This is a genomic window from Streptomyces sp. NPDC014882, from assembly GCF_043081325.1.
Taxonomy (GTDB): domain Bacteria; phylum Actinomycetota; class Actinomycetes; order Streptomycetales; family Streptomycetaceae; genus Streptomyces.
The window spans coordinates 186,791-211,268 of record NZ_JBIBWL010000007.1; the positions used below are offsets into that span (position 1 = coordinate 186,791).

General features: G+C 73.6%; 21 protein-coding genes. 10 read left to right on the forward strand and 11 right to left on the reverse strand.

All coding sequences use genetic code 11. From position 1 onward, the window contains the following. Nucleotides 1-54 precede the first annotated feature (54 nt). Nucleotides 55-1,083, forward strand: a complete 1,029-nt coding sequence (locus ACF09K_RS18600; protein ID WP_392244824.1) for an SDR family oxidoreductase — start codon at nucleotides 55-57, stop codon at nucleotides 1,081-1,083. Between the two features lie 164 nt (nucleotides 1,084-1,247). Here the strand turns inward: ACF09K_RS18600 and ACF09K_RS18605 are convergent, their stop codons facing one another. After that, nucleotides 1,248-1,529, reverse strand: coding sequence for a hypothetical protein (locus tag ACF09K_RS18605; RefSeq protein WP_392244826.1), 282 nt, complete (start codon nucleotides 1,527-1,529; stop codon nucleotides 1,248-1,250). Between the two features lie 69 nt (nucleotides 1,530-1,598). After that, complete coding sequence (locus tag ACF09K_RS18610; RefSeq protein ID WP_392244828.1) at nucleotides 1,599-2,888, reverse strand: ROK family protein; 1,290 nt, start codon at nucleotides 2,886-2,888, stop codon at nucleotides 1,599-1,601. A 256-nt stretch (nucleotides 2,889-3,144) separates the two neighbouring features. On the opposite strand from ACF09K_RS18610, the gene ACF09K_RS18615 reads away from it, so the two are divergent. After that, on the forward strand, nucleotides 3,145-3,639 hold the full coding sequence (locus ACF09K_RS18615) for an FBP domain-containing protein (RefSeq protein WP_392244830.1): 495 nt from the start codon (nucleotides 3,145-3,147) through the stop codon (nucleotides 3,637-3,639). A gap of 119 nt (nucleotides 3,640-3,758) precedes the next feature. Further along, nucleotides 3,759-5,024 carry an aromatic acid exporter family protein gene (locus ACF09K_RS18620; protein WP_392244832.1) on the forward strand — a complete coding sequence of 422 codons (1,266 nt, stop codon included), beginning with the start codon at nucleotides 3,759-3,761 and terminating at the stop codon, nucleotides 5,022-5,024. 153 nt (nucleotides 5,025-5,177) lie between these two features. Here the strand turns inward: ACF09K_RS18620 and ACF09K_RS18625 are convergent, their stop codons facing one another. Beyond that, the gene (locus tag ACF09K_RS18625; RefSeq protein WP_392244834.1) at nucleotides 5,178-5,792 is read right to left on the reverse strand and encodes a TetR/AcrR family transcriptional regulator; all 615 of its coding nucleotides are present in this window, start codon (nucleotides 5,790-5,792) and stop codon (nucleotides 5,178-5,180) included. Nucleotides 5,793-5,899: 107 nt separating this feature from the next. On the opposite strand from ACF09K_RS18625, the gene ACF09K_RS18630 reads away from it, so the two are divergent. Further along, nucleotides 5,900-7,477, forward strand: a complete 1,578-nt coding sequence (locus ACF09K_RS18630) for a cytochrome P450 (protein WP_392244836.1) — start codon at nucleotides 5,900-5,902, stop codon at nucleotides 7,475-7,477. On the opposite strand, the gene ACF09K_RS18635 is transcribed toward ACF09K_RS18630, so the two are convergent. From ACF09K_RS18635 to ACF09K_RS18670, 8 genes are all read right to left on the reverse strand, one after another. Continuing rightward, nucleotides 7,439-8,269 carry a pentapeptide repeat-containing protein gene (locus ACF09K_RS18635; RefSeq protein ID WP_392244838.1) on the reverse strand — a complete coding sequence of 277 codons (831 nt, stop codon included), beginning with the start codon at nucleotides 8,267-8,269 and terminating at the stop codon, nucleotides 7,439-7,441. The genes ACF09K_RS18630 and ACF09K_RS18635 overlap by 39 nt on opposite strands. A 226-nt stretch (nucleotides 8,270-8,495) precedes the next feature. Then, entirely contained in the window at nucleotides 8,496-9,797 is a 1,302-nt protein-coding gene (locus ACF09K_RS18640) for an alpha/beta fold hydrolase (RefSeq protein ID WP_392244840.1), read from the reverse strand. 196 nt (nucleotides 9,798-9,993) lie between these two features. Continuing rightward, a complete protein-coding gene (locus tag ACF09K_RS18645) occupies nucleotides 9,994-11,025 on the reverse strand; it encodes a LacI family DNA-binding transcriptional regulator (protein ID WP_392244842.1) in 1,032 nt (343 codons plus the stop codon). A 152-nt stretch (nucleotides 11,026-11,177) separates the two neighbouring features. After that, nucleotides 11,178-11,498, reverse strand: coding sequence for an L-rhamnose mutarotase (locus ACF09K_RS18650; RefSeq protein ID WP_392244844.1), 321 nt, complete (start codon nucleotides 11,496-11,498; stop codon nucleotides 11,178-11,180). 17 nt (nucleotides 11,499-11,515) lie between these two features. Beyond that, a complete protein-coding gene (rhaS, locus tag ACF09K_RS18655; protein ID WP_392244846.1) occupies nucleotides 11,516-12,598 on the reverse strand; it encodes a rhamnose ABC transporter substrate-binding protein in 1,083 nt (360 codons plus the stop codon). A 114-nt stretch (nucleotides 12,599-12,712) separates the two neighbouring features. Continuing rightward, complete coding sequence (locus ACF09K_RS18660) at nucleotides 12,713-13,726, reverse strand: ABC transporter permease (RefSeq protein WP_392244848.1); 1,014 nt, start codon at nucleotides 13,724-13,726, stop codon at nucleotides 12,713-12,715. Continuing rightward, nucleotides 13,719-14,756, reverse strand: a complete 1,038-nt coding sequence (locus tag ACF09K_RS18665) for an ABC transporter permease (protein WP_392244850.1) — start codon at nucleotides 14,754-14,756, stop codon at nucleotides 13,719-13,721. The genes ACF09K_RS18660 and ACF09K_RS18665 overlap by 8 nt, the downstream gene beginning before the upstream one ends. Then, a complete protein-coding gene (locus ACF09K_RS18670) occupies nucleotides 14,753-16,270 on the reverse strand; it encodes a sugar ABC transporter ATP-binding protein (protein ID WP_392244852.1) in 1,518 nt (505 codons plus the stop codon). The genes ACF09K_RS18665 and ACF09K_RS18670 overlap by 4 nt, the downstream gene beginning before the upstream one ends. A gap of 309 nt (nucleotides 16,271-16,579) precedes the next feature. Here ACF09K_RS18670 and rhaI point away from each other — a divergent pair, with 309 nt between their 5' ends. From rhaI to ACF09K_RS18700, 6 genes are all read left to right on the forward strand, one after another. After that, nucleotides 16,580-17,740: an L-rhamnose isomerase gene (rhaI, locus tag ACF09K_RS18675; protein WP_392244854.1), complete on the forward strand. Its 1,161-nt coding sequence runs from the start codon at nucleotides 16,580-16,582 to the stop codon at nucleotides 17,738-17,740. 147 nt (nucleotides 17,741-17,887) lie between these two features. Beyond that, the gene (locus ACF09K_RS18680) at nucleotides 17,888-19,927 is read left to right on the forward strand and encodes a bifunctional aldolase/short-chain dehydrogenase (protein WP_392244856.1); all 2,040 of its coding nucleotides are present in this window, start codon (nucleotides 17,888-17,890) and stop codon (nucleotides 19,925-19,927) included. Between the two features lie 5 nt (nucleotides 19,928-19,932). After that, complete coding sequence (locus tag ACF09K_RS18685) at nucleotides 19,933-21,384, forward strand: rhamnulokinase family protein (protein ID WP_392244858.1); 1,452 nt, start codon at nucleotides 19,933-19,935, stop codon at nucleotides 21,382-21,384. A 142-nt stretch (nucleotides 21,385-21,526) separates the two neighbouring features. Beyond that, a complete protein-coding gene (locus ACF09K_RS18690; RefSeq protein WP_392244860.1) occupies nucleotides 21,527-22,282 on the forward strand; it encodes a (Fe-S)-binding protein in 756 nt (251 codons plus the stop codon). After that, complete coding sequence (locus ACF09K_RS18695) at nucleotides 22,279-23,766, forward strand: LutB/LldF family L-lactate oxidation iron-sulfur protein (protein ID WP_392244861.1); 1,488 nt, start codon at nucleotides 22,279-22,281, stop codon at nucleotides 23,764-23,766. The genes ACF09K_RS18690 and ACF09K_RS18695 overlap by 4 nt, the downstream gene beginning before the upstream one ends. An 8-nt stretch (nucleotides 23,767-23,774) precedes the next feature. Then, entirely contained in the window at nucleotides 23,775-24,434 is a 660-nt protein-coding gene (locus ACF09K_RS18700) for a lactate utilization protein C (RefSeq protein WP_392245098.1), read from the forward strand. The last annotated feature ends 44 nt before the right edge of the window (nucleotides 24,435-24,478 follow it).

Below are 24,478 nucleotides of genomic sequence, written 5' to 3' on the forward strand. Positions count from 1 at the left end.
CGCGGAACGGGGGTACTCGTCGCGCTCGACCGACGGCAACGAGAGGAGTCGAAGGTGAGCAGCGGGTCGGGCAAGAGGGTCGTGGTCACCGGGGCGACCGGCAATGTCGGCACGAGCGTGGTGCGGCTGCTGGCGGAGGATCCCGAGGTGGAGTCGGTGGTGGGGCTGGCCCGGCGGCTGCCGGACTTCAGGCCACCGGGCACGCGGTGGTCGATGGTCGACCTGGGCACCGAGGAGACCAGTCTCACCGGGGTGTTCGAGGGCGCGGACGCGGTGGTGCACCTGGCGTGGGCGTTCCAGCCGACGCACGACCCCGCGGCGACGTGGCGGACCAACGTGCTGGGCAGCCTGCGGGTGTTCGAGGCGGTGGCGGCGGCGGACGTGCCGGTGCTGGTGCACGCCTCGTCGGTGGGCGCGTACTCACCGGGGCCCAAGGAGCGCGCGGTGGGCGAGTCGTGGCCCACGCACGGCTGGCCGGACGCCGCGTACTGCCGGGAGAAGGCGTATCTGGAGCGGGCCCTGGACACCTTCGAGCGCGATCATCCGGGCATCCGGGTGGTGCGGATGCGGCCGGCGTTCCTGTTCAAGCGGGAGGCCGCGAGCGAGCAGCGCCGCATCTTCGGCGGCCGGTTCCTGCCGGGGCCGCTCCTGCGTCCTGAGCTGCTGCCCTTCCTGCCGGACGTGCCGGGGCTGCGGATGCAGGCACTGCACACCGACGACGCCGCGGAGGCGTACCGGCTCGCCGTGCGCACGGACGTGGGCGGACCGTTCAACCTGGCGGCCGATCCGCCGCTGGACGCGGCGCTGCTCGCCGAGATGTTCGACGCCCGCCTCGTGCGGCTGCCCCGGCCGGCGGCCCGCGCGGCGATCGCCGCCGCGTGGGGCCTGCGGCTGCTGCCCGCCTCCCCGCACCTGTTCGACGCGGTCCTGCGGCTGCCCCTGATGGACTGCACCCGCGCGCGCGTCGAACTGGGCTGGCGTCCGCAGCGTACGGCGACGGAGGTGCTGGAGGAGTTCCTGCACGGAGTCCGCGCCGGCGCGGGCGCGCCGACGGAGCCGCTGCGGGGCCGCAAGGTGGGCTGACCGCCCGGCCGGTGCGACCGGCGGTCGGCGCCGCCCGGCCGCCTTCGGCGCCAGGAGACGGAGGCCGCCCGGTCGGCCGTGCGGAGGATCGTCGCACGGGACCGGGCGGCAGGGCTGGTGCGGACGCCGGCGGCAGGCGTCGTACGGGTGCCGGGGCGTCCGTCTCAGCCGGACGACTCGTCGGGGGTGGGGTGGTCGGGGTTGACGGTGGCCGGGCGGGGGGCGCCCTGACGTCCGGTGCCCGCCTCGTCCGTGTCGGGGACGTCCGCGTCGGGGTCGAGGCCGGGGTCGGCGCCGTCGCCCTCCCCGGGCTTCCCGGAGTTCTCGTCCGACCGGACGGGGGCGGCGTCCCAGCGGTCCTCGCCCCCGTCGGCCTGCTGGTCGGGCAGGTCGCGCGGGACGGGGGTGCCGTTCTCTCCGGGTCCTTCGAGGCGGTGATCGGCCACGACGTCCTCCCTTCGGGCTCGTGTCGTGCGGAGCGGGACGCGAGTACCTTCCGGACGACCGGCGAAACCTCAGTGCGGGGCGCGTTCCTCCAGTGCGGTGCGCCAGGCGGGCGCCGGTCCGCTCGGCAGGGGCTCGGGGCGCCGGCCGCCGCGGGAGAAGAAGTCGGCGAGCGGCAGGATCGCGGCGCCCACGGTCACCGCGTCGGGCCCGAGCCGGCCCAGTTCGACGGACACCTTCTCCGCCGGGTGGCGCAGCGCGTACGCCGTGGCGTGGCGGCGTACGGCGGGCAGGAAGCGGGTGCCGAGCTGGAGGCCGGCCCAGCCGCCGATGAGGATGCGCTCGGGCTGGAAGAGGTTGATCAGGTCGGAGAGTCCGGCGCCCAGGTACTCGGCGGTCTCCTCCAGCACGGCGAGCGCGACCGGGTCGGGTGCGGTGTCGTCGGCCGGGTAGGCGGCGGCGAGCATCGCGGTGAGCGCGGTCTCCTCGTCGGCGCCCCGCGGGGGCCTGCCGCCCTCCTCGCGCCAGCGGTCGAGCAGCGCCTCGGCGCCCGCGTACGCCTCCAGGCAGCCGAGCGCCCCGCAACGGCAGCGGCGGCCGCGCACCCGCACGGTCAGGTGCCCCCACTCGACGGCCCGGCCGTTCTCCACGTCGGGGGTGACCAGGCAGGCGCCGACGCCCGAGCCGAACAGGACGACGCAGGCGTTGCGGGCCCCGCGACCGCCGCCGAACCACATCTCGGCCTGGCCGAGGGTCCTGGCGCCGTTGTCGATGAAGTACGGGACGCTCCCGGGGAGCGGGGAGCCCGCCCGCAGCAGTTCCTCCAGCGGGACGGCGTCCCAGCCGATCGTCTGTCCGTGCACGACGGCGCCGTGCTCGGGGCCGCGCTCGACGATGCCGGGAACGCCGATGCCGACGCCGAGCAGGCGCTCGGGAGCGAGGTCCGCGGCGGCGAGCACCTCGGCCACGCCGTCGCGGACGTGCCCGACGATGCCCTCGACCTCGTACCGCCGCTGTTCCAGCGGTCTTTCGGCGCGTGCGAGTTCGGTGAGGGTGAGGTCGAACAGCTCGACGCGCACGCGGGTCTCGCCGACGTCCACGCCGATCATGTGGCCGCTGGCGGGCGCCACGCGCAGCAGGGTGCGGGGCCGGCCGCCGTCGGAGTCGACGCTGCCGGCCTCCTCCACGAGCCCGTCGGCGACCAGGTCGGCGACGACGTTGCTGACGGATCCGGAGCTGAGACCGGTGGCCGGACCCAGCTCGAAGCGGCTGAGGGGACCGTCGAAGTAGAGCCGCTGCAGGACGGCCGTGCGGTTGGCCCGCCTGAGATCGCGTACCGTACGCCCGCTGCGCCCCGCCATGTCGGCCCCCTTCGAACCCTGCCCGACCTGCAACATACCTGTGGGGACGGGGCCGGCGCGACATTCCCCCAACCCTTAGTTCATGTGGTGAGCTAAGAGACTGCCGTGTTCTCGATCCGGGACGATGCGCCCTGATGGAAAAACATTGGCTCCCTCTCGCGAAAGACCTTTACGCTTAGGCCATAACCTAGAGCCCCAAGGAAACGGCAGCCCGGTCCGGCGGTCGTCGCGGGCCGCGCGATTCAGGAGACTTCCGATGAGGACACTCACCGAGCACGACATCCGCAACTCCTTCGTGAACTGCTCCAAGGGGGAGGCCGGGCGGCTGGCGGTGCCGCGGGACCTCGACTCGCGGCCCTGGGACGACCTGGACTTCCTGGGATGGCGCGATCCCGGCGCTCCCGACCGCAGCTACCTGGTGACCGAACGGGACGGGCGTCCGGTGGGCGTGACCCTGCGGTTCCCGGCCTCGCGGCGCGGTTTCCTGCACCGCAGCATGTGCTCGCTGTGCCTGACCACCCACCCCGGCGGCGGGGTGTCGCTGATGACCGCCCGCAAGGCGGGCGCCGCGGGGCGCGAGGGCAACTCCGTGGGCCTCTACATGTGCACCGACCTGGCCTGTTCGCTCTACGTGCGCGGGAGGAAGGTCCCGGAGCCGGGGGGCCGGTTCGAGGAAAGCCTCACCCTGGAGGAGCAGATCGCGCGGACGGTCGGCAACCTGACGGCCTTCCTCGACAAGTTGTTCGACTGATCCGCTCGGCCACTCCCCTCGGCCGCTCCCCGGGCCGCCGGCCCCGTTCCGCACCGCCGTTCGAGGTGGGTGACGGAAGAGACGTTCGAGGCAGGTGAGGAACGGGAACTGGCCAAGGGATGCTTGATGTACGTGAACGCGCCGCACCGCTCGTGCGGTTCGTGCGGCGCCGCCGGGAACCCGCGGTCGTCCAGGCCCTGCGGTCCTCCGCGGCCGCGACGATCGCCTACGTCATCGCGCTGCACCTGAGTCCCGAGGCCGCCCCCCTCACCGCGCCGCTGACCGCGCTGCTGGTCGTCCAGGTCACCCTGTACGCCACGCTCACCAACGGGGTGCGGCGCGTCAACGCGGTGGTGGCGGGCGTGCTCGTCGCCATCGCGTTCAGCCTGCTCGTGGGGCTGACCTGGTGGAGTCTCGGGCTGCTGATCGTGGCCGCGCTGGCCGTCGGCCACCTGGTGCGGGTCGACGAGTACGTGCCCGAGGTGGCGATCAGCGCCATGCTGGTGCTGGGCGTGACCACGGTCGGGAACACCGCCTGGGCGCGGGTGCTGGAGACCTTGATCGGGGCCGTGGTCGGCCTGGGCATCAACCTGCTGCTGCCGCCCCCGGTGTGGGTGGAGGAGGCGGGCGAGTCCATCGAGGGCCTGGCCCGCCGGGTGCGGCAGCTGATGCTGCGGATCGGCGAGGAGGCCGCCGGCCGCATGCCCCCCGAGCAGGCCGCCGCCCGGCTGCACGAGGCGCGCCGCCTGGACCACGACATCATCGAGGTGGACGCCGCCCTGCGGCAGGCGGAGGACAGTCTGCGGCTCAATCCCCGGGTCCGGGAGGGCGTGCTGCACCGGGTGGTGCTGCGCACCGGCCTGGACACGCTGGAGATCTGCACGGTCGTCCTGCGGGTGCTCGCCCGCACGCTCACGGACCTCACGAAGGAGCGCGAGCCGGGGACGCTGTTCCCGGCGGAGACCGGCGCCACCCTGGAACGGCTGCTGTCGGAGATCGCGGACGCGGTGGTCAGCTTCGCGGTGCTGGTCACCACGGACGTCAGCGAGAACGCCGAGTCCGCCGAGGAGCGCCTCACCTCGCAGCTGCGGGAGGCCGCGGCCACCCGCGACAAGCTCGCCCAGCTGCTGCTGGAGCAGCTCCAGCACGACGCCCGGCAGTGGCAGCTGCACGGCGCGGTGCTGACCGAGGTCAACCGCATGATCGACGAACTCGACACCGAGCACCGCTCGCACCGCCTCCTGGAGGAGCTGGACCGTGCCACGCGGGAGCAGGACGGGCGGCTGCCCTGGCTGTCCCGGCTGCGTGAGCAGGTCCACCGGCGGCTGCGGGTTCCCGACCGGCTGCGGCGGAAGCGGCGGGGGGACTCGCGCCGTTCCAGGTGAGGACGCCTCCCGGCCGCTCCTCCCGGCCGCTTTTCCCGGCCGGTCTTCCTGTCCCGTCCTCCTGTCCGGTCCTCCTGTCCGCTCCTCCCGGCCGGCGAGGACGCCGTGGGACAGTGCACGGCGGGCGGGAGCCCGTGACCCGTGCGGCGTCCGTCAGCGGGCGATGACGCCGAGCAGCGCCCGCGCGCACACCTCGCGGACCTGCTCCCGCGACAGCGCGTCGTCGGGACCGCGCAGCCACTCCAGGCACACCGCCGTGGTGAACGCCAGCCAGCCGCGCACCGCGAGGCGCACGTCGGCGCGCTCCCCGAAGAGCGGCCCGAACTCGGGGTCGGCGGCGAGGGCCGCGAGGATCTGCCGCTCCTGGGCGGCCAGCGCCCGCCGGTAGACACGGCGCACGGCCCGGTCGCCGGCCGCGTCCGCCCGGTGGAAGGCGCGGTAGCCGTGCGCGTGGGTGCGGACGTACTCCAGGTAGGCGTCCAGGCCGGCGGTGAGCTGTTCGCGGACGGGGACGCCGGGCACCGCCGCCGTCATGCGCAGCATCCGTTCGCTCTCCCGCTCGACGACCGCCGCGAAGAAGTCCCGCTTGGCCGGGAAGTAGTGGTAGAGCAGCCCCCGCGAGACGCCCGCGATCTCGGCGACCCGCTCGATCCGCACCTCGTCGTACGGGCTCTCCGAGAACAGGCGCGCGCCCACCGACAGAAGCTGTTCGCGGCGCTCTCCGGTACTGAGGCGGCGCCGCGCGCGCTCCCCCTGGTTGGCGGCCATGCCGGCACTTTACTTGACGCCGGTTCAGCGGCGGGACGAGACTGGGCACGCTATTGAACCCACGTACAACACGCTCGACCTGCCGTTGTGTCAAGGGAGATCGCGTCATGGCGGAGACGACGTCCGGGACGGAGGCGGGGCCGGGGCCGGGGGCCGCGCTGCCGAAGGGGTTCCGCAGTGCCGAGCTGGGGTGGCCCGGGCTGCGGCGCATTCCGCATCCGCCGTACCGGCTGCCGCTGCTCGGGGACGTGCTCGGCGCGAGCCGGCGGACACCGGTGCAGGACTCCCTGAAGTACGCGCGCCGGCTCGGGCCGGTCTTCCGGCGGCGGGTCTTCGGCCGGGAGTTCGTGTTCGTCTGGGGTGCGCGGCTCGCTGCCGACCTGGCGGACGAGGCCCGGTTCGCCAAGCACGTGGGGCTCGGGGTCGCCAACCTGCGGCCGGTGGTCGGGGACGCCCTGTTCACGGCGTACAACCACGAGCCCAACTGGCGGTTGGCGCACGACGTGCTGGCGCCGGGGTTCAGCCGGGAGGCCATGGCGGCCTACCACCCGATGATGCTGGACGTGGCGGACCGGCTGACCGGTCAGTGGGACCGGGCGGCTGCCTCGGGGGACGCCGTGGACGTGCCCGCGGACATGACGAAGCTGACGCTGGAGACGATCGCGCGCACCGGGTTCGGGCACGACTTCGGCTCGTTCGAACGGTCCCGGCCGCATCCCTTCGTCACGGCGATGGTCGGCACGCTGAGCCACGCGCAGCGGCTCAACACCGTGCCGACGCCCCGGCTGCTGTGGCGGGCCGGCCGCCGCAACGAGGCCGACATCGCCTTCCTCGACCGCACGGTCGACGCGCTGGTGCGGGCCCGTCGGGCGGGACCCTCCGGTGACGGCGACCTCCTCGACCGGATGCTGGAGACGGCCCACCCGGAGACCGGGGAGCGGCTGTCCGCGGAGAACGTGCGGCGCCAGGTCGTCACCTTCCTGGTCGCCGGTCACGAGACCACCTCGGGCGCGCTCTCCTTCGCCCTGCACTACCTCTCCCGGCACCCGGAGGTCGCCGCCCGCGCCCGCGCCGAGGTGGACCGGGTGTGGGGGGACGCGCCGGTGCCGGGGTACGACCAGGTGGCCAGGCTGCGCCACGTGCGCCGGGTCCTCGACGAGTCGCTGCGGCTGTGGCCCACGGCGCCCGCGTTCGCCCGCGAGGCCCGCGAGGACACCGTCCTGGCCGGGGAGCATCCGATGCGGCGGGGCGCGTGGGCACTCGTGCTGACGGCGATGCTGCACCGCGACCCCGAGGTGTGGGGCGCCGACGCCGAGGAGTTCGACCCGGACCGCTTCGAGGCGGCGGCGGTGCGCGCGCGGGCCCCGCACGCCTTCAAGCCGTTCGGCACCGGGGCGCGGGCCTGCATCGGCCGGCAGTTCGCGCTGCACGAGGCCACGCTGGTGCTCGGCCTGCTGCTGCGCCGCTACGAGCTGGTGCCCGACCCCGGCTACCGGCTGCGGGTGGCCGAACGGCTGACCCTGATGCCGGAGGGCCTGCGGCTGCGGCTGGAGCGGCGCCCGCCGACGGCCTCGGCGGCGACGGGCGCGGCGACGGCGGCGGGCGCGGCGACAGGCGTGCGGAGAGCCGACGCGCCGGAGCCCGCCTCAGCGCCCCGCTGTCCAGTGCGCGGGCCGGTCGACTGACCCCGGCAGCCTGGTCCCGGCGCTCCCCCGGGCCGCGGTGAGCTGCGGCTGGGTCAGGAAGATCGCGTCGGTCAGGTCGGCGTCGGTGAGGTCGGCCCCGCGCAGGTCGGCCCCGATGAGGTCGGCGCCGCGCAGGTCGGCCCCGCGCAGGTCGGCCCCGATGAGCAGGGCCCCGCGCAGGTTGGCGGCGCGCAGGTCGGCGCCCCTGAGGCGGGCGCCCATCAGGTCGGCGCCCCGGTGTTCGCGCCGGCGGCCGGGCCGGCCCGCGCGGGCCAGTTCGCTGGCGCGCAGGAGCAGGGCGCCGACGGTCTCGCGGTGCGCGGGCACGTCCAGCGCGGCGAGTTCCTCCGGGGTGCCCAGGGTCAGTTCCTCGGTGCGTTCCAGCGCCCGGCGCAGCTCGGGGCGGAGCGGGCCGGCCGCGGGGAGGGCGAGGGCCTCGGTGAGGTACCGGAGCAGCTCGTGCAGGTGCCGGACCACCGGGAAGACCTCGGTCATGCGGCGGACGTGGTCGCGGGGTCCCGTACGCCAGTCCCGGCCGCCGAAGGTGATCTGGGAGACCTTCTGGCCGGCGCCGAAGCAGTCGTAGACCGTGCAGCCGCTGAAGCCCTGCTGCCGCAGCCGGGCGTGGATGCCGCAGCGGTGGTCCTCGCCCAGGTTGGGGCAGGGCGTGCCGGCGTCCTTGTCGAGCGCGAAGTCCGCGGAGCGGGCGAAGGGCAGCGCCACGCAGCACAGTCCGAAGCAGTTGCCGCAGTCGCCGCGCAGGTCTTCCCGGTCCACCGTCTGGTCTCGCATTCCGCCCACCCTACTGATCACGGGGAGGCGGCGCGGCCGGGGGTGTTCCGGGCCGCCCCGCCCCGGATGCCGGGGTGCCGGGGGTGACCGGCGGTGCGGGGAGGGGCGGCGGACGGCGGACGGCGGGCGGCGGGCGCACGGGGCTCCGCCGGCCCGGGCCGGACCTCGACCCGGGCCGGACCTGGTCGCCGGCCGGACCTCGTCGCGGGCCGGACCTCGTCGCGGGTCAGACCTCGTCGCGGGTCAGGGCCAGCAGCCGGTCCAGGACGCGGGGGCCGCCCGCGCGGACGCCGTCGTGCTCGAACTCGTCGGTGACCCAGGTGCGCAGACCGCGGACGGCGCGGGCGGTCCGCAGCGAGTGCGCGGTGTCGACGTAGAGGTCGTCGTGGTAGACCGCCGCGGCGACCGGGACCTCGTTGGCGGCGAGGCGGGCCGGGTCGTAGAGGGGGGTCCAGTCGGTGCGGGCGGCGAGGAGTTCGGCGGTCTCGCGCAGCGGGCGCAGCGCCGGGTCGCGGTCGAACGTCCAGGGGTGGACGGTCTCGCCGGTCAGCGGCAGGGGTCCGTCGCCCGCCAGTGCCTTCGCCGCGTCGAACTGCGGGAACTCGGCGCGCACCCGCTCGGCCGACCAGGCGGTGGGCCGCTCGTCCTGGCCGTAGATCGACTCGTGGACGAGGGCGTAGAGGGGGTGCGAGGCGTACGACAGGAGCCCTTGGACCTCCTCCTGGAAGGCGTCGGACAGGGCGGGGCCGGCCGGGGTGGGCACGAAGGCGTCCTCGAGGAGGAAGTGCAGCCGGTGGCTGCCCTCGCTGCCGCCGAGGAGGATGCCGAGGCTCTGGAAGGCCTCGACGCCGAGGCGGTAGCCGTTCGGGAGGGTCACCTCGTGCGCGAGCAGGTGCTCGGCGATCCGGCGGGCGCGGGCGACGTCCTGCGGGTAGCGGGCGTAGTGCGCGGCCGTCTTGCGTTCCATGCGCGGGTAGGCGGCCCGGTAGACGTCGTCGGCGTGGGCGTCCAGGGAGGGCAGCCCGCCGGTGATCAGGGCCGCGGCGAGCCCTTCGGGGGCGAGGGAGAGGTAGGTGAGCGTGCAGAAGCCGCCGAAGCTCTGGCCGAGGACGGTCCAGGGGGCGCCGCCGGTGACCTCGCGGCGCACCAGCTCGCAGTCGCGGACGATGGAGTCGGCGCGGAAGCGGGTCAGGTACGCGGCCTGCTCGGCGGGGCCGCCGCGCAGCGGGAGCGTCTGCCGGTTGGCGGGCGTGGAGCTGCCGGTGCCGCGCTGGTCGAGGAGGAGGACGCGGAACTCCTTCAGGGCGCGGTCGAGCCAGGCCTGCCGGCCGACGAACCGGTGGGCGCCGAAGCCGGGTCCGCCCTGGAGGTAGACCAGCCAGGGGAGGTCCTGCCCCGCCTTGTCGCTCGCGACGACCTCGCGGGCGTACAGCTCGATCGTCTCCCCGGCGGGGTCGGCGTGGTCGAGGGGGACGGTGAAGCGGCGGTCGGTGAGGACGACGCCGGGCTGACGGTAGCTGTCGGACAACGTGAGGCTCCCGTGGCGATCGAGGTGCGGGCCGCGTCCCAGTTCAGCACACGTCCCGGCGCCGGCGGAGGCCGGGGATCACGAACCGCTACTGAACGACGGGTCAAACCGCCGGAAGAAGAACCGTCACGACCGGGCACCACGACCGGGTACCACTGCCGGACACCACCACCGGGCATCACCGCTGAACGGCCGGTCAGCGCGACGACAGGCTGGAGCGGCGCACCACCAGCTCCGGCTGGAGCACGACCCGCCGGTGCTCGTGCGGACGGGGCCCGCCGCCGGGCCCCTCCTCGGTCTCCTCCAGGAGCATGCCGGCGGCCAGGGCGCCCATGGTGACGGCCGGCTGGCGGACGGACGTCAGGGGTACGGCCGCCGCGGCGGCGAACTCGATGTCGTCGTAGCCGACGATCGCGAGGTCGTCGGGGACGTTGACGCCGGCCGCGTACATGGCCTGCAGGACGCCGAGGGCGAGCAGGTCGTTGGCGCAGAACACGGCGGTCGGACGGTCGGTCAGACCGAGGAGACGGGCGCCCGCGTCCCGTCCGGCGGCCACGTCGAGCCGCTCGGTGGGCAGTTCGCGCAGGCACTCGGGGCCCAGGCCCGCCTCGGCGAGGGCGTTCAGGGCGCCGGTGCGGCGGTCGCGGATCTGGGTGAGGCCGGGCGGGCCGCTGACGTAGGCGACGGAGCGGTGCCCGGCGTCGACGAGGTGGCGTACGGCGAGCGCGCCGCCGGCCACGTCGTCGACGGAGACCGAGCACTCGGTGGTGCCCTCGGAGACCCGGTCGACCAGCACGAACGGGATGCCGTGCCGGCGGAACGCGGCGATGTTGCGGCCGGTGGCGTCGGCCGGGGTGAGCAGGACGCCCCGCACGCGCTGCTCGGCGAAGAGGGACAGGTACTCGGCCTCCTCGCCGGCGCTCTCGGCGCTGTTGCAGACCATCACGCCGAGGCCCGCCTGCCGGGCGGCCCGTTCGGCGCCGCGGGCGACGTCCACGAAGAAGGGGTTGCCCATGTCGAGGACGAGCAGCCCCATGATCCGGCTGCGGCCCGCGCGCAGTTGGCGGGCGGACTCGCTGCGGACGTAGCCGAGCCGGTCGATCGCGGAGAGCACGCGGGCACGGGTCTCCGTGGCCACGGTGTCCGGGCGGTTGATGACGTTGGACACCGTGCCGACCGAGACGCCGGCGGCGCGGGCGACGTCCTTGATTCCCACCGACTGGGCCATCGGGCAGAAACCTCCAGAGAGTCGGGGACGAGGGGCGGCGGGGAGGGCGGTGGGGGACCTTCACATTACCGCCATCCCCGCCGCGCACCGGACCGGTCGGGCGGGGGGCCGGAAGCCGGTGACGTGGAGCGCCGGGGGGAACGCGGGAGGGGTCAGGCCAGGTGGAAGACCTCGGTGAGCGGTTTCATGGCCTCGTCGGGCCGGGCGCCGTCCGACGACTCGAAGAACGGCGCCATCTCCGCCTGCCAGCGGGCGTTGACGTCGGTGGCCTCCATGCCGGCCCGGGCCGCGTCGAAGTCCTCGGTCTCCAGGTAGCCGACGAGCAGTCCGTCCTCGCGCAGGAAGAGCGAGTAGTTGTGCCAGCCGGTGGCCGAGAGCGCGTCGAGCATCTCCGGCCAGACGGCGGCGTGCCGCTCGCGGTACTCGTCGAGGCGGTCCGCCCGGACCTTCAGCAGGAAGCACACGCGTTGCATCAACACCCCTTGTGTGATCAGAAGTTGAACTGGTCGATGTTCTTGGCGTCGAAGACGGTCGGCTTGCCGAGGCTGATCACGCCGTCCTTGCCGATGGTGTGGCTGGTGCCGCCGGCGGTGAAGGTCTCGCCCTCCTTGCCGGTGATCTGGCCGGACACCAGGGCGACCGCCGTCTGCGCGGCGAGCGCGCCGAGCTTCGCCGGGTCCCACAGCTCGAAGGCCTCGACGGTGCCGTTCTTGACGTACTTGCGCATGTCGTTGGGGGTGCCGAGGCCGGTCAGCTTGACCTTGCCCTTGTACTTGGAGCCGGACAGGTACTGGGCGGCGGCCTTGATGCCGACGGTGGTCGGGGAGATGATCCCCTTCAGGTTCGGGTACTCCTGGAGCAGGCCCTGGGTCTGCTGGAAGGACTTCTGGGCGTCGTCGTCGCCGTAGGCGACCTTGACCAGCTTGATGTCCTTGTACTTGGGGTCCTCGAGTTCGTCCTTCATGAACTCGATCCAGGCGTTCTGGTTGGTCGCGGTCTGCGCGGCGGACAGGATCGCGATCTCGCCCTTGTAGCCGATCTGCTCGGCGAGCAGCTGGACCTCGGTGCGGCCCAGGTCCTCGCCACTGGCCTGCGAGACGAAGGCGTTGCGGCACTCGGGGTTGGTGTCGGAGTCGTAGGTGACGACCTTGATGTCGTTGCTCATGGCCTGCTTGAGCGCGGTGCACAGCGCCCCCGGGTCCTGCGCGGACACGGCGATCGCGTCGACCTGCTGCTGGGTGAGCGTGTTGACGTAGGACACCTGGCCGGAGGTGTCGGTGCCGCTGCTGGTGCCGACCTCCTTGTAGCTGGAACCCAGTTCCTTCAGGGCCGCCTCGCCGCCCTTGTCGGAGGTGGTGAAGTACGGGTTGTTGACCTGCTTGGGCAGGAAGCCGACGGTGAGGCCCTTCTTGGTGGCCGCGTTCGGGTCGGCCTTGCCGCCGGAGGCCGCGGCGCCGGTGCTCTCGTTCTTCACGTCCTCCTTGGTGGTGCCGCCGCAGGCGGTGGCGGCGAGCGCGAGGGAGGTGACGGCGGCGAGGGCCGCGCAGGCACGGCGGAGGGATGACTTGCGCATGGGAGAGGGTCCTTTGTGAGTACGGGAGGACGCGGGGGGGGGGCGGCTGGGGGGTCACGGGGCCGGGGCGGGTGCGCCGGCCGGTCACGGGGCCGGGGCGGGTGCGCCGGCCGGTCACGGGGCCGGGGCGGGTGCGCCGGCCGGTGGTGGTGCCGACGCGGCTCGCCGGCCGGCCCGCGCCACGGCGATCCGGCGGGCGACGCGGGGGCCGAGCACGGACAGGACGAGCAGGACGCCGGTGACGACGATCTGCGACTGGGCGGAGACGTCCTGCAGGCTCATCACGTTCTGCAGGGCGCCGAGCAGGAAGACACCGGCTATGGCTCCGCCCAGGGTTCCCTTGCCGCCGTCGAAGTCGATGCCGCCGAGCAGCACCGCGGCGACGACGGAGAGTTCGAGGCCGGTGGCGTTGTCGTAGCGGGCGCTGGCGTAGTGCAGGGCCCAGAAGACGCCGGTGAGGGAGGCCATCAGGCCGGTCACGGTGAACAGGATCAGCTTCTGCCGCCTGACCCGGATGCCGGCGAACCGGGCGGCCTCCTCGCCGGCGCCGGTCGCGAACAGCGACCGGCCGAACGGGGTGGCGTGCAGGGCGACCACGGCGATCGCGAGGAGCACCACGAAGGGCAGGAGTGCCTGCGGGACGAAGGTGTCGCCGATGCGTCCGGCCGCGAAGTCCAGGTACGGGGCGGGGAAGTCGGTGACCGCGTCGGAGCCGAGCACGATCTGCGCGATGCCCCGGTAGGCGGCCATGGTGCCGATGGTGACGGCGAGCGAGGGCAGTCCGAGGCGGGTCACCAGCAGCCCGTTGACCAGGCCGCAGACCACGCCGAGCAGCAGGCAGACCGGGATGATCGCCTCGATGGTCATGCCCTGGTTCCACAGGGCGCCCATCACCGCGCCGGACAGGCCGGCCGTGGAGGCGACGGACAGGTCGATCTCGCCGGAGACGACCAGCAGGGTCATCGGCAGGGCGATCAGCGCGATGGGGAGCGTGTTGCCGATCAGGAAGGACAGGTTGAGGGCGTTGCCGAAGCCGTCCACGAACGAGAAGGACAGCAGGAGCAGGACGATCAGGAGGGCGCCGACGACCGTGTCCCACCGGATGGCGCGGGCCAGCGACTCAGGCATGGCGGGCGTTCCTCTTCTTCAGGGCCGACGCCACCCGCAGCGCGACCACGCGGTCGACGGCGATGGCGAGCAGGAGCAGGATGCCGTTGATGGCGAGCACCCAGACGGAGCTGACGCCGAGGGCGGGCAGCACGCTGTTGACGGAGGTCAGCAGCAGGGCGCCGAGGGCGGCGCCGTAGACGCTGCCGGAGCCGCCGGTGAAGACCACGCCGCCGACGACGACCGCGCTGACGACGGTGAGTTCGTAGCCGTTGCCGGTGCCGGAGTCGACGTTGCCGAACCGGGCGAGGTACAGGGCTCCGGCGAGGCCGGCGAGGGCGCCGCAGAAGGTGTAGGCGACCAGGATCCGCTTCCTGACCGGGATGCCGGCGAGGCGGGCGGCCTCCGGGTTGGAGCCGAGCGCGTACAGCTCGCGGCCGCTGCCGAAGTGCTTGAGCCAGTAGGCGGTGGCGACCAGGACGACGAGGGCGATGACCGCCAGGTACGGCACGGCGGAGACGCCGCCGGAGCCGAAGTCGACGAAGGAGCCGGGCAGGTCGGCCGCGGTGATCTGCCGGGAGCCGACCCAGATGGAGTCGATGCCGCGGATGATGTACAGCGTGCCGAGGGTGACGACCAGGGCCGGCACCTGGCCGAGGCTGACCAGGAGGCCGTTCAGCAGGCCGAAGCCGATGCCGAGCAGGACCGCCAGCACGACCGCGACGAGCGGGTCGCCGCCGTCCTGGAGGTACACGCCGGCGGCGAAGGCGCTGATGCCGAGCGTGGAGCCGACGGACAGGTCGACGTTGCGGGTGATGACGACCAGGGACTGGCCGGTGGCGACCAGGACCAGGATGGTCGCGTTGAGCAGCAGGTCCTTGATGCCCTGTTCCGACAGGAACTCGCTGTTGCCGGCCTGGGTGACGGCGATCATCACCAGGAAGACCAGCAGGATGGCCAGTTCGCGCATCTTGAAGACGCGGTCCACCAGGCGGGCGCCGCCGGACCCGGCGACCTCGGCGGCGGGGGCTTCGGGAGTGGTCACCGTCATGCGGCTGCCCTCCCGGTGGCTGCGGCCATCACGGTTTCCTCGGTGGCGTCGGAGCGGGGGATCTCGGCGGTGAGGCGGCCCTCGTGCATCACCAGCACGCGGTCGGCCATGCCGAGGATCTCGGGCAGGTCGGAGGAGATCATCAGGACGGCGACCCCGTCGGCGGCCAGTTCGGACAGCAGCCGGTGCACCTCGGCCTTGGTGCCGACGTCGATGCCGCGGGTGGGCTCGTCGACGATGAGCACCTTCGGCCCGGTGGCCAGCCACTTCGCCAGCACGACCTTCTGCTGGTTGCCGCCGGAGAGCGTGTTGACGGTGTCGGCGATGCGGGCGTACTTCACCTGGAGCCGGACCGCCCAGTCGAGCGAGCGGCTGCGCTCGGCGCCGCGGTCCATCAGGCCGGCCTTCACGGTGGTGCGGAGTCCGGTCAGGCCGATGTTGCGCTCGATGGACATGTCCATCACCAGGCCCTGGGCGCGCCGGTCCTCGGGGACCAGGGCGAGGCCCGCGGCCATGGCGGTGGACGGGGCGCCGTTGGTGAGCGCGCGGCCGGCCACCTCCACCTCGCCGGCGTCCCAGCGGTCGATGCCGAAGACCGCGCGGGCGACCTCGGTGCGCCCGGCGCCGACCAGTCCGGCGAGGCCGACGATCTCGCCGCGCCGGACCTCGAAGGAGACGTCGGTGAAGACGCCCTCGCGGGTCAGCCGGCGCACGCTGAGGGCGACCTCGCCCGGGTCGACGTGCTGCTTCGGGTACAGCTCGTCGAGGTCGCGGCCGACCATCCGGCGCACGAGGTCGTCCTCGGTCATGCCGTCGAGGGGTTCGCTCGCGATCCAGGCGCCGTCCCGCAGGGTCGTCACCCTCTGGCAGATCGCGAAGATCTCCTCCAGCCGGTGCGAGATGAACAGCACGGCGGCGCCCTCCTCGCGCAGGGTGCGCACGACGCCGAAGAGGCGGGCGACCTCGCTGCCGGTGAGGGCGGCGGTCGGTTCGTCCATGATCAGGACACGGGCGTCGAAGGAGAGCGCCTTGGCGATCTCGACGATCTGCTGGTCGGCGATGGACAGGCCGCGCGCCGGGCGGTCCGGGTCCAGGTCGACGCCGAGGCGCCGCATCAGGGCCGCGGTGGCCTCGCGGGTGGCCTTGTGGTCGATGCGGCCGAGGCTCCGCCGGGGCCGGCGGCCCATGAAGATGTTCTCGGCGATCGAGAGGTCGGGGAAGAGCGTGGGCTCCTGGTAGATCACGGCGATGCCGGCGTCGCGGGCGTCGCCGGGGCCGTGGAAGACGACGGGCCCGCCGTCGAGCAGCACCTGGCCGGCGTCCGGCCGGTGCACTCCGGCGAGCGTCTTGATGAGGGTCGACTTGCCCGCGCCGTTCTCCCCGGCGAGGGCGTGGACCTCGCCGGGGAACAGCTCCAGGGAGACGCCCCGCAGGGCGCGTACGGCGCCGAAGGACTTGGAGACGTCCCTGAGCGCCAGCACCGGGGCTTGTCCCGTGTCGGACGGGTGGGTCATGGATGGCTCCTCGACGACGTCCGCCGACAGTCCCCGGGGGGGCCGCCACGACGTCGTGAAAGGTTTCAACTGGATGGCCGGGACGTTAGGCACGACGGACATGTCACGTCAATGGGTCCGCCTCGAAAAGTTTTCGATAAGCGAAGGTCACACAACGGTCACGGAGACCGGACCTGGGCGGAGGGGTTGACACACCCCCGACGGCCTCATAGCTTCCCGTTCTGAATCGTTTCATCCAGGCGCCTTTCAAGAAGCCTTTCCGGAAGCCGATCAGGATGTCTTTCCGGACCGATGTCACAGGAGCACTGAGTGACCGACCTCGCCGCGGTGAAGGCCGCGCTGAAGACCCAGGCCGTAGAGACGCCGTCGTGGGCGTACGGGAACTCGGGGACCCGCTTCAAGGTGTTCGCCCAGGAGGGCGTGCCCCGCGACCCGCGGGAGAAGCTCGACGACGCGGCGAAGGTGCACGAGTTCACCGGCGTCGCCCCGACCGTGGCCCTGCACATCCCCTGGGACAAGGTGGAGGACTACTCCGCACTTGCGAAACACGCCGAGGACCGGGGGGTGAGGCTGGGGACGATCAACTCCAACACCTTCCAGGACGACGCGTACCGGCTGGGCAGCGTCTGCCACCCGGAGGCCTCGGTCCGGCGCAAGGCCGTCGACCACCTCCTGGAGTGCGTCGACATCATGGACGCGACCGGCTCCGCCGATCTCAAGCTGTGGTTCGCCGACGGTACGAACTACCCCGGCCAGGACGACATCCGGGCCCGGCAGGACCGGCTGGCCGAGGCCCTGGCCGAGGTCTACGGGCGGCTCGGGGACGGGCAGCGGATGCTGCTGGAGTACAAGTTCTTCGAGCCCGCGTTCTACGCGACCGACGTGCCGGACTGGGGCACCGCGTACGCCCACTGCCTCAAGCTCGGCCCCAAGGCCCAGGTCGTCGTCGACACCGGGCACCACGCGCCGGGCACCAACATCGAGTTCATCGTGGCCACGCTGCTGCGCGAGGGCAAGCTCGGCGGGTTCGACTTCAACTCGCGGTTCTACGCCGACGACGACCTGATGGTGGGAGCGGCCGACCCGTTCCAGCTGTTCCGGATCATGTACGAGGTCGTCCGCGGCGGGGGCCTCGGTTCCGAGGTGGCGTTCATGCTCGACCAGTGCCACAACATCGAGGCGAAGATCCCGGCGATCATCCGGTCCGTGATGAACGTCCAGGAGGCCACGGCGAAGGCGCTGCTGGTCGACCGGTCGGCGCTGGCCGCCGCGCAGGCCGCCGGGGACGTCCTGGAGGCGAACGCGGTGCTGATGGACGCGTACAACACCGATGTGCGGCCGCTGCTGCGCGAGGTGCGGGAGGAGACGGGGCTGGACCCCGACCCCGTCGCCGCGTACCGCGCGAGCGGGTGGGCCGAGAAGATCGTCGCCGAGCGGGTCGGCGGGGAGCAGGCCGGCTGGGGCGCGTGAGCGTCCGCCGCGTCCCGGCCGTCGCGGGTGCGGGCCCTGCGGGGCCGGTCGCGCCCACGCGGCGGGGCCGCGCACCGGCACGGCCCCGCGCCCCCTTCGTCACCCCGTCTCCTGTGAACCCGTCTTCTGTGAAAAGGACTGGAAGTCATGGCACCGCATCCCGAAGCCGCCGCACTCCTCGCCCGGTCGCACCGGCTCGGCGCTGACCCCCGCAACACCAACTACGCCGGCGGGAACACCTCCGCCAAGGGCACCGGCACCGACCCCGTCACCGGCACCGACGTCGAGCTGATGTGGGTGAAGGGCTCCGGCGGCGACCTCGGCACCCTGACCGAGGCGGGACTGGCCGTGCTGCGGCTGGACCGGCTGCGGGGGCTCGCCGACGTCTACCCGGGCGTCGAGCGCGAGGACGAGATGGTCGCCGCGTTCGACTACTGCCTGCACGGCAAGGGCGGTGCCGCCCCGTCCATCGACACCGCGATGCACGGTCTGGTCGACGCGGCCCACGTGGACCACCTGCACCCCGACTCGGGCATCGCGCTCGCCTGCGCCGCCGACGGGGAGAAGCTGACCGCCGAGTGCTTCGGCGACACGGTCGTCTGGGTGCCGTGGCGGCGCCCCGGCTTCCAGCTCGGCCTGGACATCGCGGCGGTGAAGAAGGCCAACCCGCGGGCCGTCGGCTGTGTGCTCGGCGGCCACGGCATCACCGCGTGGGGCGACACCGCCGAGGAGTGCGAGCGCAACTCGCTCCACATCATCCGCACCGCCGAGGCCTTCCTCGAGGAGCGCGGCAGGGCGGAGCCCTTCGGCCCGGTGCTCGACGGCTACGGGCCGCTGCCCGAGGCGGAGCGCCGCGAGCGGGCCGCCGCCCTCGCGCCGTACGTCCGGGCGATCGCCTCCCAGGACCGCCCGCAGGTCGGTCACTTCACCGACTCCGAGGTCGTCCTCGACTTCACCGCCCGCGCCGGGCACCCCCGCCTCGCCGCCCTCGGCACCTCCTGCCCGGACCACTTCCTGCGCACCAAGGTCCGCCCGCTGGTCCTCGACCTGCCGCCCGCCGCGCCCCTCGACGAGGCGATCGCGCGGCTGAAGGAGCTGCACACCGCCTACCGCGAGGAGTACGCCGCCTACTACGCCCGGCACGCGCTGGCGGACTCCCCCGCCATGCGCGGCGCCGACCCGGCGATCGTGCTCGTGCCCGGGGTGGGCATGTTCTCCTTCGGCAAGGACAAGCAGACCGCCCGGGTGGCCGGCGAGTTCTACGTCAACGCGATCAACGTGATGCGCGGCGCCGAGTCGGTGTCGGCGTACGCGCCGATCGAGGAGTCGGAGAAGTTCCGCATCGAGTACTGGGCGCTGGAGGAGGCCAAGCTCCAGCGGATGCCGAAGCCGAAGGCGCTGGCCACGCGGGTGGCGCTGGTGACGGGCGCGGGCAGCGGGATCGGCAAGGCGATCGCGCACCGGCTGGTCGCCGAGGGCGCGTGCGTCGTGGTCGCCGACCTGGACGGGGACAACGCGGCCGCCGTCGCCGAGGAGCTGGGCGGGCCGGACAGGGCCGTCGCCGTGACCGTCGACGTCACCTCCGAGGAGCAGATCGCCGACGCCTTCCGGTCCGCGGCGCTCGCCTTCGGCGGGGTCGACCTGGTGGTCAACAACGCCGGCATCTCCGTCTCCAAGCCGCTGCTGGAGACCTCCGCGAAGGACTGGGACCTCCAGCACGACATCATGGCCCGCGGCTCCTTCCTCGTCTCGCGCGAGGCGGCCCGCGTGATGATCGCGCAGGAACTGGGCGGCGACATCGTCTACATCGCGTCGAAGAACGCCGTCTTCGCCGGTCCGAACAACATCGCCTACTCGGCGACCAAGGCCGACCAGGCCCACCAGGTGCGGCTGCTGGCCGCCGAGCTGGGCGAGCACGGGATCCGCGTCAACGGCGTCAACCCCGACGGCGTGGTGCGCGGCTCGGGCATCTTCGCGGGCGGCTGGGGCGCCCAGCGCGCGGCCGTCTACGGGGTGGCGGAGGAGAAGCTGGGCGAGTTCTACGCGCAGCGCACCATCCTCAAGCGGGAGGTGCTGCCCGAGCACGTGGCGAACGCCGTCTTCGCCCTCACCGGCGGCGAGCTCACCCACACCACCGGTCTGCACATCCCCGTCGACGCGGGTGTGGCGGCCGCCTTCCTCCGGTGACGGCCGTGAAGTCGTACGCCGCGGTCGACCTCGGCGCCTCCAGCGGGCGCGTGATGGCCGGCCGCGTCGGCCCGGACACGCTGGAGCTGACCGAGGCGCACCGCTTCCCCAACCGGCCCGTGCGCGTGCCGGAGGGCCTGCGCTGGGACGTCCTCGGGCTGTACGCCGGGGTGCTGGAGGGGCTGCGGGCCGCCGGTGCGGCGACGGGGGGCCGGCTCGACTCCGTCGGCATCGACAGCTGGGCCGTGGACTACGGCCTGCTCGACGCCGACGGGGCCCTGCTGGGCAACCCGGTGCACTACCGCGACGCCCGCACCGAGGGCGTCCCGGAGAAGGTGTGGGCGAGCGTCCCGGCCGCCGAGCTGTACGCGGCTACCGGACTGCAGTACGCGCCGTTCAACACGCTGTACCAGCTCACGGCGGCCCGCGGGAGCCGTCAACTGGCCTGTGCGAGCAGGCTGCTGATGATCCCCGACCTGCTGTCGTACTGGCTGACCGGCGAGCAGGGCACCGAGCTGACCAACGCCTCCACCACCCAGCTCGTCGATCCCCGGACCGGCGACTGGGCGTACGGCCTCGCCGCGCGGCTGGGCGTCGACCTCTCCCTGTTCGCACCGCTGCGGCGGCCCGGGGACGCGGCGGGCGCGCTGCGGGCGGAGGTGCTGGAGGAGACCGGGCTGACCGGGCCCGTGCCGGTGACGGCCGTCGGGTCGCACGACACGGCGTCCGCGGTGGCCGCCGTACCGGCGACGGGCGGGCGCTTCGCCTACATCTGCACCGGCACCTGGTCCCTGGCCGGCCTGGAGCTCGACGCGCCCGTGCTCACCGAGGACAGCCGCGCCGCCAACTTCACCAACGAGCTGGGGCTCGACGGCACGGTCCGCTACCTGCGCAACATCATGGGGCTGTGGCTGCTCCAGGAGTGCGTCCGGGCCTGGGGGGACCCGAACCTGAGCGGGCTGCTGCGGGACGCCGCCGGGGTGCCGGCGCTGCGGTCGGTGGTGGACGCGGGGGACGCCGCGTTCCTCGCCCCGGGCCGGATGCCGGAGCGGATCGCCGAGGCGTGCCGTGCCTCCGGGCAGCCGGTGCCGGGCACCCCCGCCGAGGTCACCCGCTGCATCCTGGACTCGCTCGCGCTCGCCCACCGGCGGGCGGTCGAGGACGCCCAGCGGCTGGCCGGCCATCCCGTCGACGTCGTGCACGTCGTGGGCGGCGGCACCCGCAACTCGCTGCTGTGCCAGCTCACCGCCGACGCCTGCGGGCTGCCGGTGGTGGCCGGTCCGACGGAGGCCGCCGCGCTCGGCAACGTCCTCGTCCAGGCCAGGGCGCACGGGCTGGTGGGCGACCGGCAGGACATGCGCGGGCTGCTCGCCAGGACCCAGCACCTGACGCGCTACGAACCGCGGGGCGGCACCGGCCGCTGGCGGGACGCGCAGGCCCGGCTCACCGCACGGTGAGCCGGGCCCCGCGCCCGGACCGGGCCCGCCGCACATGAGCCGGCACCCGGACCCGGCCCGCCGCGCGTGAACCGGAGTCCGGGCCCGGTCCGGCCGCCGGACTACCCTGCACCCACCCGACGAACGACCCCGAGGAGCCGCGATGCGTGTCGCACTGTTCCTGACCTGTGTCAACGACACGCTGTATCCCGACACCGGCCGCGCCGTGGTGAGACTGCTGACCAGACTGGGCGTCGAGGTCGACTTCCCGATGGCCCAGACCTGCTGCGGCCAGGCCCACTACAACACCGGCTACCGCCACGAGGCCGAGCCCCTCGCCCGCCGCTTCTCGGACGTCTTCGGGGAGTACGAGGCGATCGTGACGCCGTCGGGGTCGTGCGGGGCGATGGTGCGCGAGCTGTATCCGCGGATGGGTGAGCGGGCGCGGGCCGAGGGCCGCGGCGACACCCTCGCCGCGGCCCTGGCGCCGGTGGTGCCGAAGACGTACGAGCTGACCGAGTTCCTTGTCGACGTGCTCGGCGTGACGGACGTCGGGGCGTACTACCCGCACACCGTGACCTACCACCCGACCTGTCACGGGCTGCGCGGTCTCGGTCTCGGCGAGCGGCCCCGGCGGCTGCTGGAGGCGGTGAAGGGGCTGGAGCTGGTCGAACTGCCCGGCGCCGAGGAGTGCTGCGGCTTCGGCGGGACCTTCGCGCTGAAGAACGCCGACGTCTCCGCGGCGATGGGCACGGACAAGGTCCGCAACGCCGAGTCGACGGGCGCCGAGGTGCTGTGCGCGGCCGACAACTCGTGCCTGATGCACCTCGGCGGCACGATGACCCGGCTCCGCTCCGGTCTGCGGCCGGTGCACATCGCGGAGATCCTGGCGAGCACGGAGGAGGAACCGGCCGTATGAGCGGAACGTATCTCGGGATGCCGGCGTTCCCGGAGGCCGCCCGCGAGGCGGTCGGCGACACGACGCTGCGGGGCAACCTGCGGCACGCCACGCACACCATCCGCGCCAAGCGCGCGGCGGCGGTCGCCGAGGTGTCCGACTGGGCCGCGCTGCGGGAGGCCGGCAAGCGGATCAAGGACCACACGCTCCGTCACCTCGACCGCTACCTGGAGCAGTTGGAGGCGTCCGTCACGGCGGCGGGCGGCACCGTCCACTGGGCGGCCGACGCCGACGAGGCCAACCGGATCGTCACCCGGCTGGTCCAGGAGACCGGCGAGTCGGAGGTCGTGAAGGTCAAGTCCATGGCCACGCAGGAGATCGGGCTCAACGAGGCCCTGGAGGCCGCGGGCATCCGCGCCTACGAGACCGATCTCGCCGAGCTGATCGTGCAGTTGGGCAAGGACCGGCCCTCGCACATCCTCGTCCCCGCGATCCACCGCAACCGCGGCGAGATCCGTGACATCTTCGCCCGCGAGATGGGCGCGTGGGGGCGCCCGGCGCCCGAGGGGCTGACGGACACGCCGGCCGAACTCGCCGAGGCGGCCCGGCTGCACCTACGCGAGAAGTTCCTGCGGGCCAAGGTGGGCATCTCCGGCGCCAACTTCATGGTCGCCGAGACCGGCACCCTGGTGGTCGTCGAGTCCGAGGGCAACGGGCGGATGTGCCTCACCCTCCCCGAGACGCTGATCTCGGTGGTCGGCATCGAGAAGGTCGTGCCGTCGTGGCGCGACCTGGAGGTCTTCCTCCAGACCCTGCCCCGCTCCTCCACCGCCGAACGCATGAACCCCTACACCTCGACGTGGACGGGCACCACCGACGGCGACGGCCCGCGGGCCTTCCACCTGGTCCTCCTCGACAACGGGCGCACCGACACCCTCGCCGACGAGGTCGGCCGCCAGGCGCTGCGCTGCATCCGCTGCTCGGCCTGCCTCAACGTCTGCCCCGTCTACGAGCGGGCGGGCGGGCACGCCTACGGCTCGGTCTACCCGGGGCCCATCGGCGCCATCCTCAGCCCCCAACTACGCGGCACGCAGAGCGAGATCGACGCCTCGCTGCCGTACGCCTCCTCGCTGTGCGGCGCCTGCTACGAGGTCTGTCCGGTCGCCATCGACATCCCCGAGGTGCTGGTGCACCTGCGGGAACGGGTCGTGCAGGGCGGGCCGGTGACGCGGGCGGGCGACAAGGCGGTGCTCAAGCCGGCCAAGGGGCACGCCGCCGAGCGGGCGGCGATGCGGGCGGCCCGCTGGGCGTTCGGCCGCCCCGGCGCCCTGCGCGCCGGACAGCGGCTCGCCTCCCGCACCCGCCGGCTGCACCCTCGCTCGCTGCCGGGCCCCGGCAGGGCGTGGAGCGGCACCCGGGACCTCCCGGCCGTGCCGGCGGAGCCCTTCCGCGACTGGTGGCAGCGCACGCACGGCGGGAACGACGGCAAGGGGGCCTCGAAGTGAGCGGCGAAGTGAGCGGCAGGGAACGGATCCTGGGCCGGGTGCGGCGCGCACTGGCCGACGTGCCGCGCGGCGACTCCCCGCACAAGGGCTACGAGGACGCCGTCGCGCGGGACTACCTGCGCGAGCACGGCGAGCGGAGCGTCGCGGAGACGGTGGAGCTGCTCGCGGAGAACCTGGCGGACTACCGGGCGGTCGTGCACCGCACCGACGAGGAGGGGCTGCCCCTCCTCGTCATGCGGCTGCTCGCCGAGCGGGGACCGCGGTACGTGCTCGTGCCCCCGGGACTCCCCCCGGAGTGGATGTCGGCCGCCGATCCCACCCGGGTCCACGACCGTGCCGTGTCCACGCCTCGGGAACTGGACGGGGTCGAAAGCGTGGTGACCGGCTGCGCGCTCGCCGTGGCCGAGACCGGCACGATCGTCCTGGACGGCTCGCCCGACCAGGGCCGCCGCCGCATCACCCTCGTCCCCGACCACCACATCTGCGTCGTGCGCGTCCCCGACCAGGTGGTCGCCTCCGTCCCGCAGGCGCTCGAACGGCTGGACCCGGCACGCCCGTTGACGTGGATCTCCGGCCCCTCGGCGACCAGCGACATCGAACTCGACCGGGTGGAGGGCGTGCACGGCCCGCGCACCCTGGAGGTGATCCTGGTCGGTCAGGGTCTTTAGGGCGTGTTTCGAACCGGGCCGGGCCCCGCGAGCCCGGCCCGGCC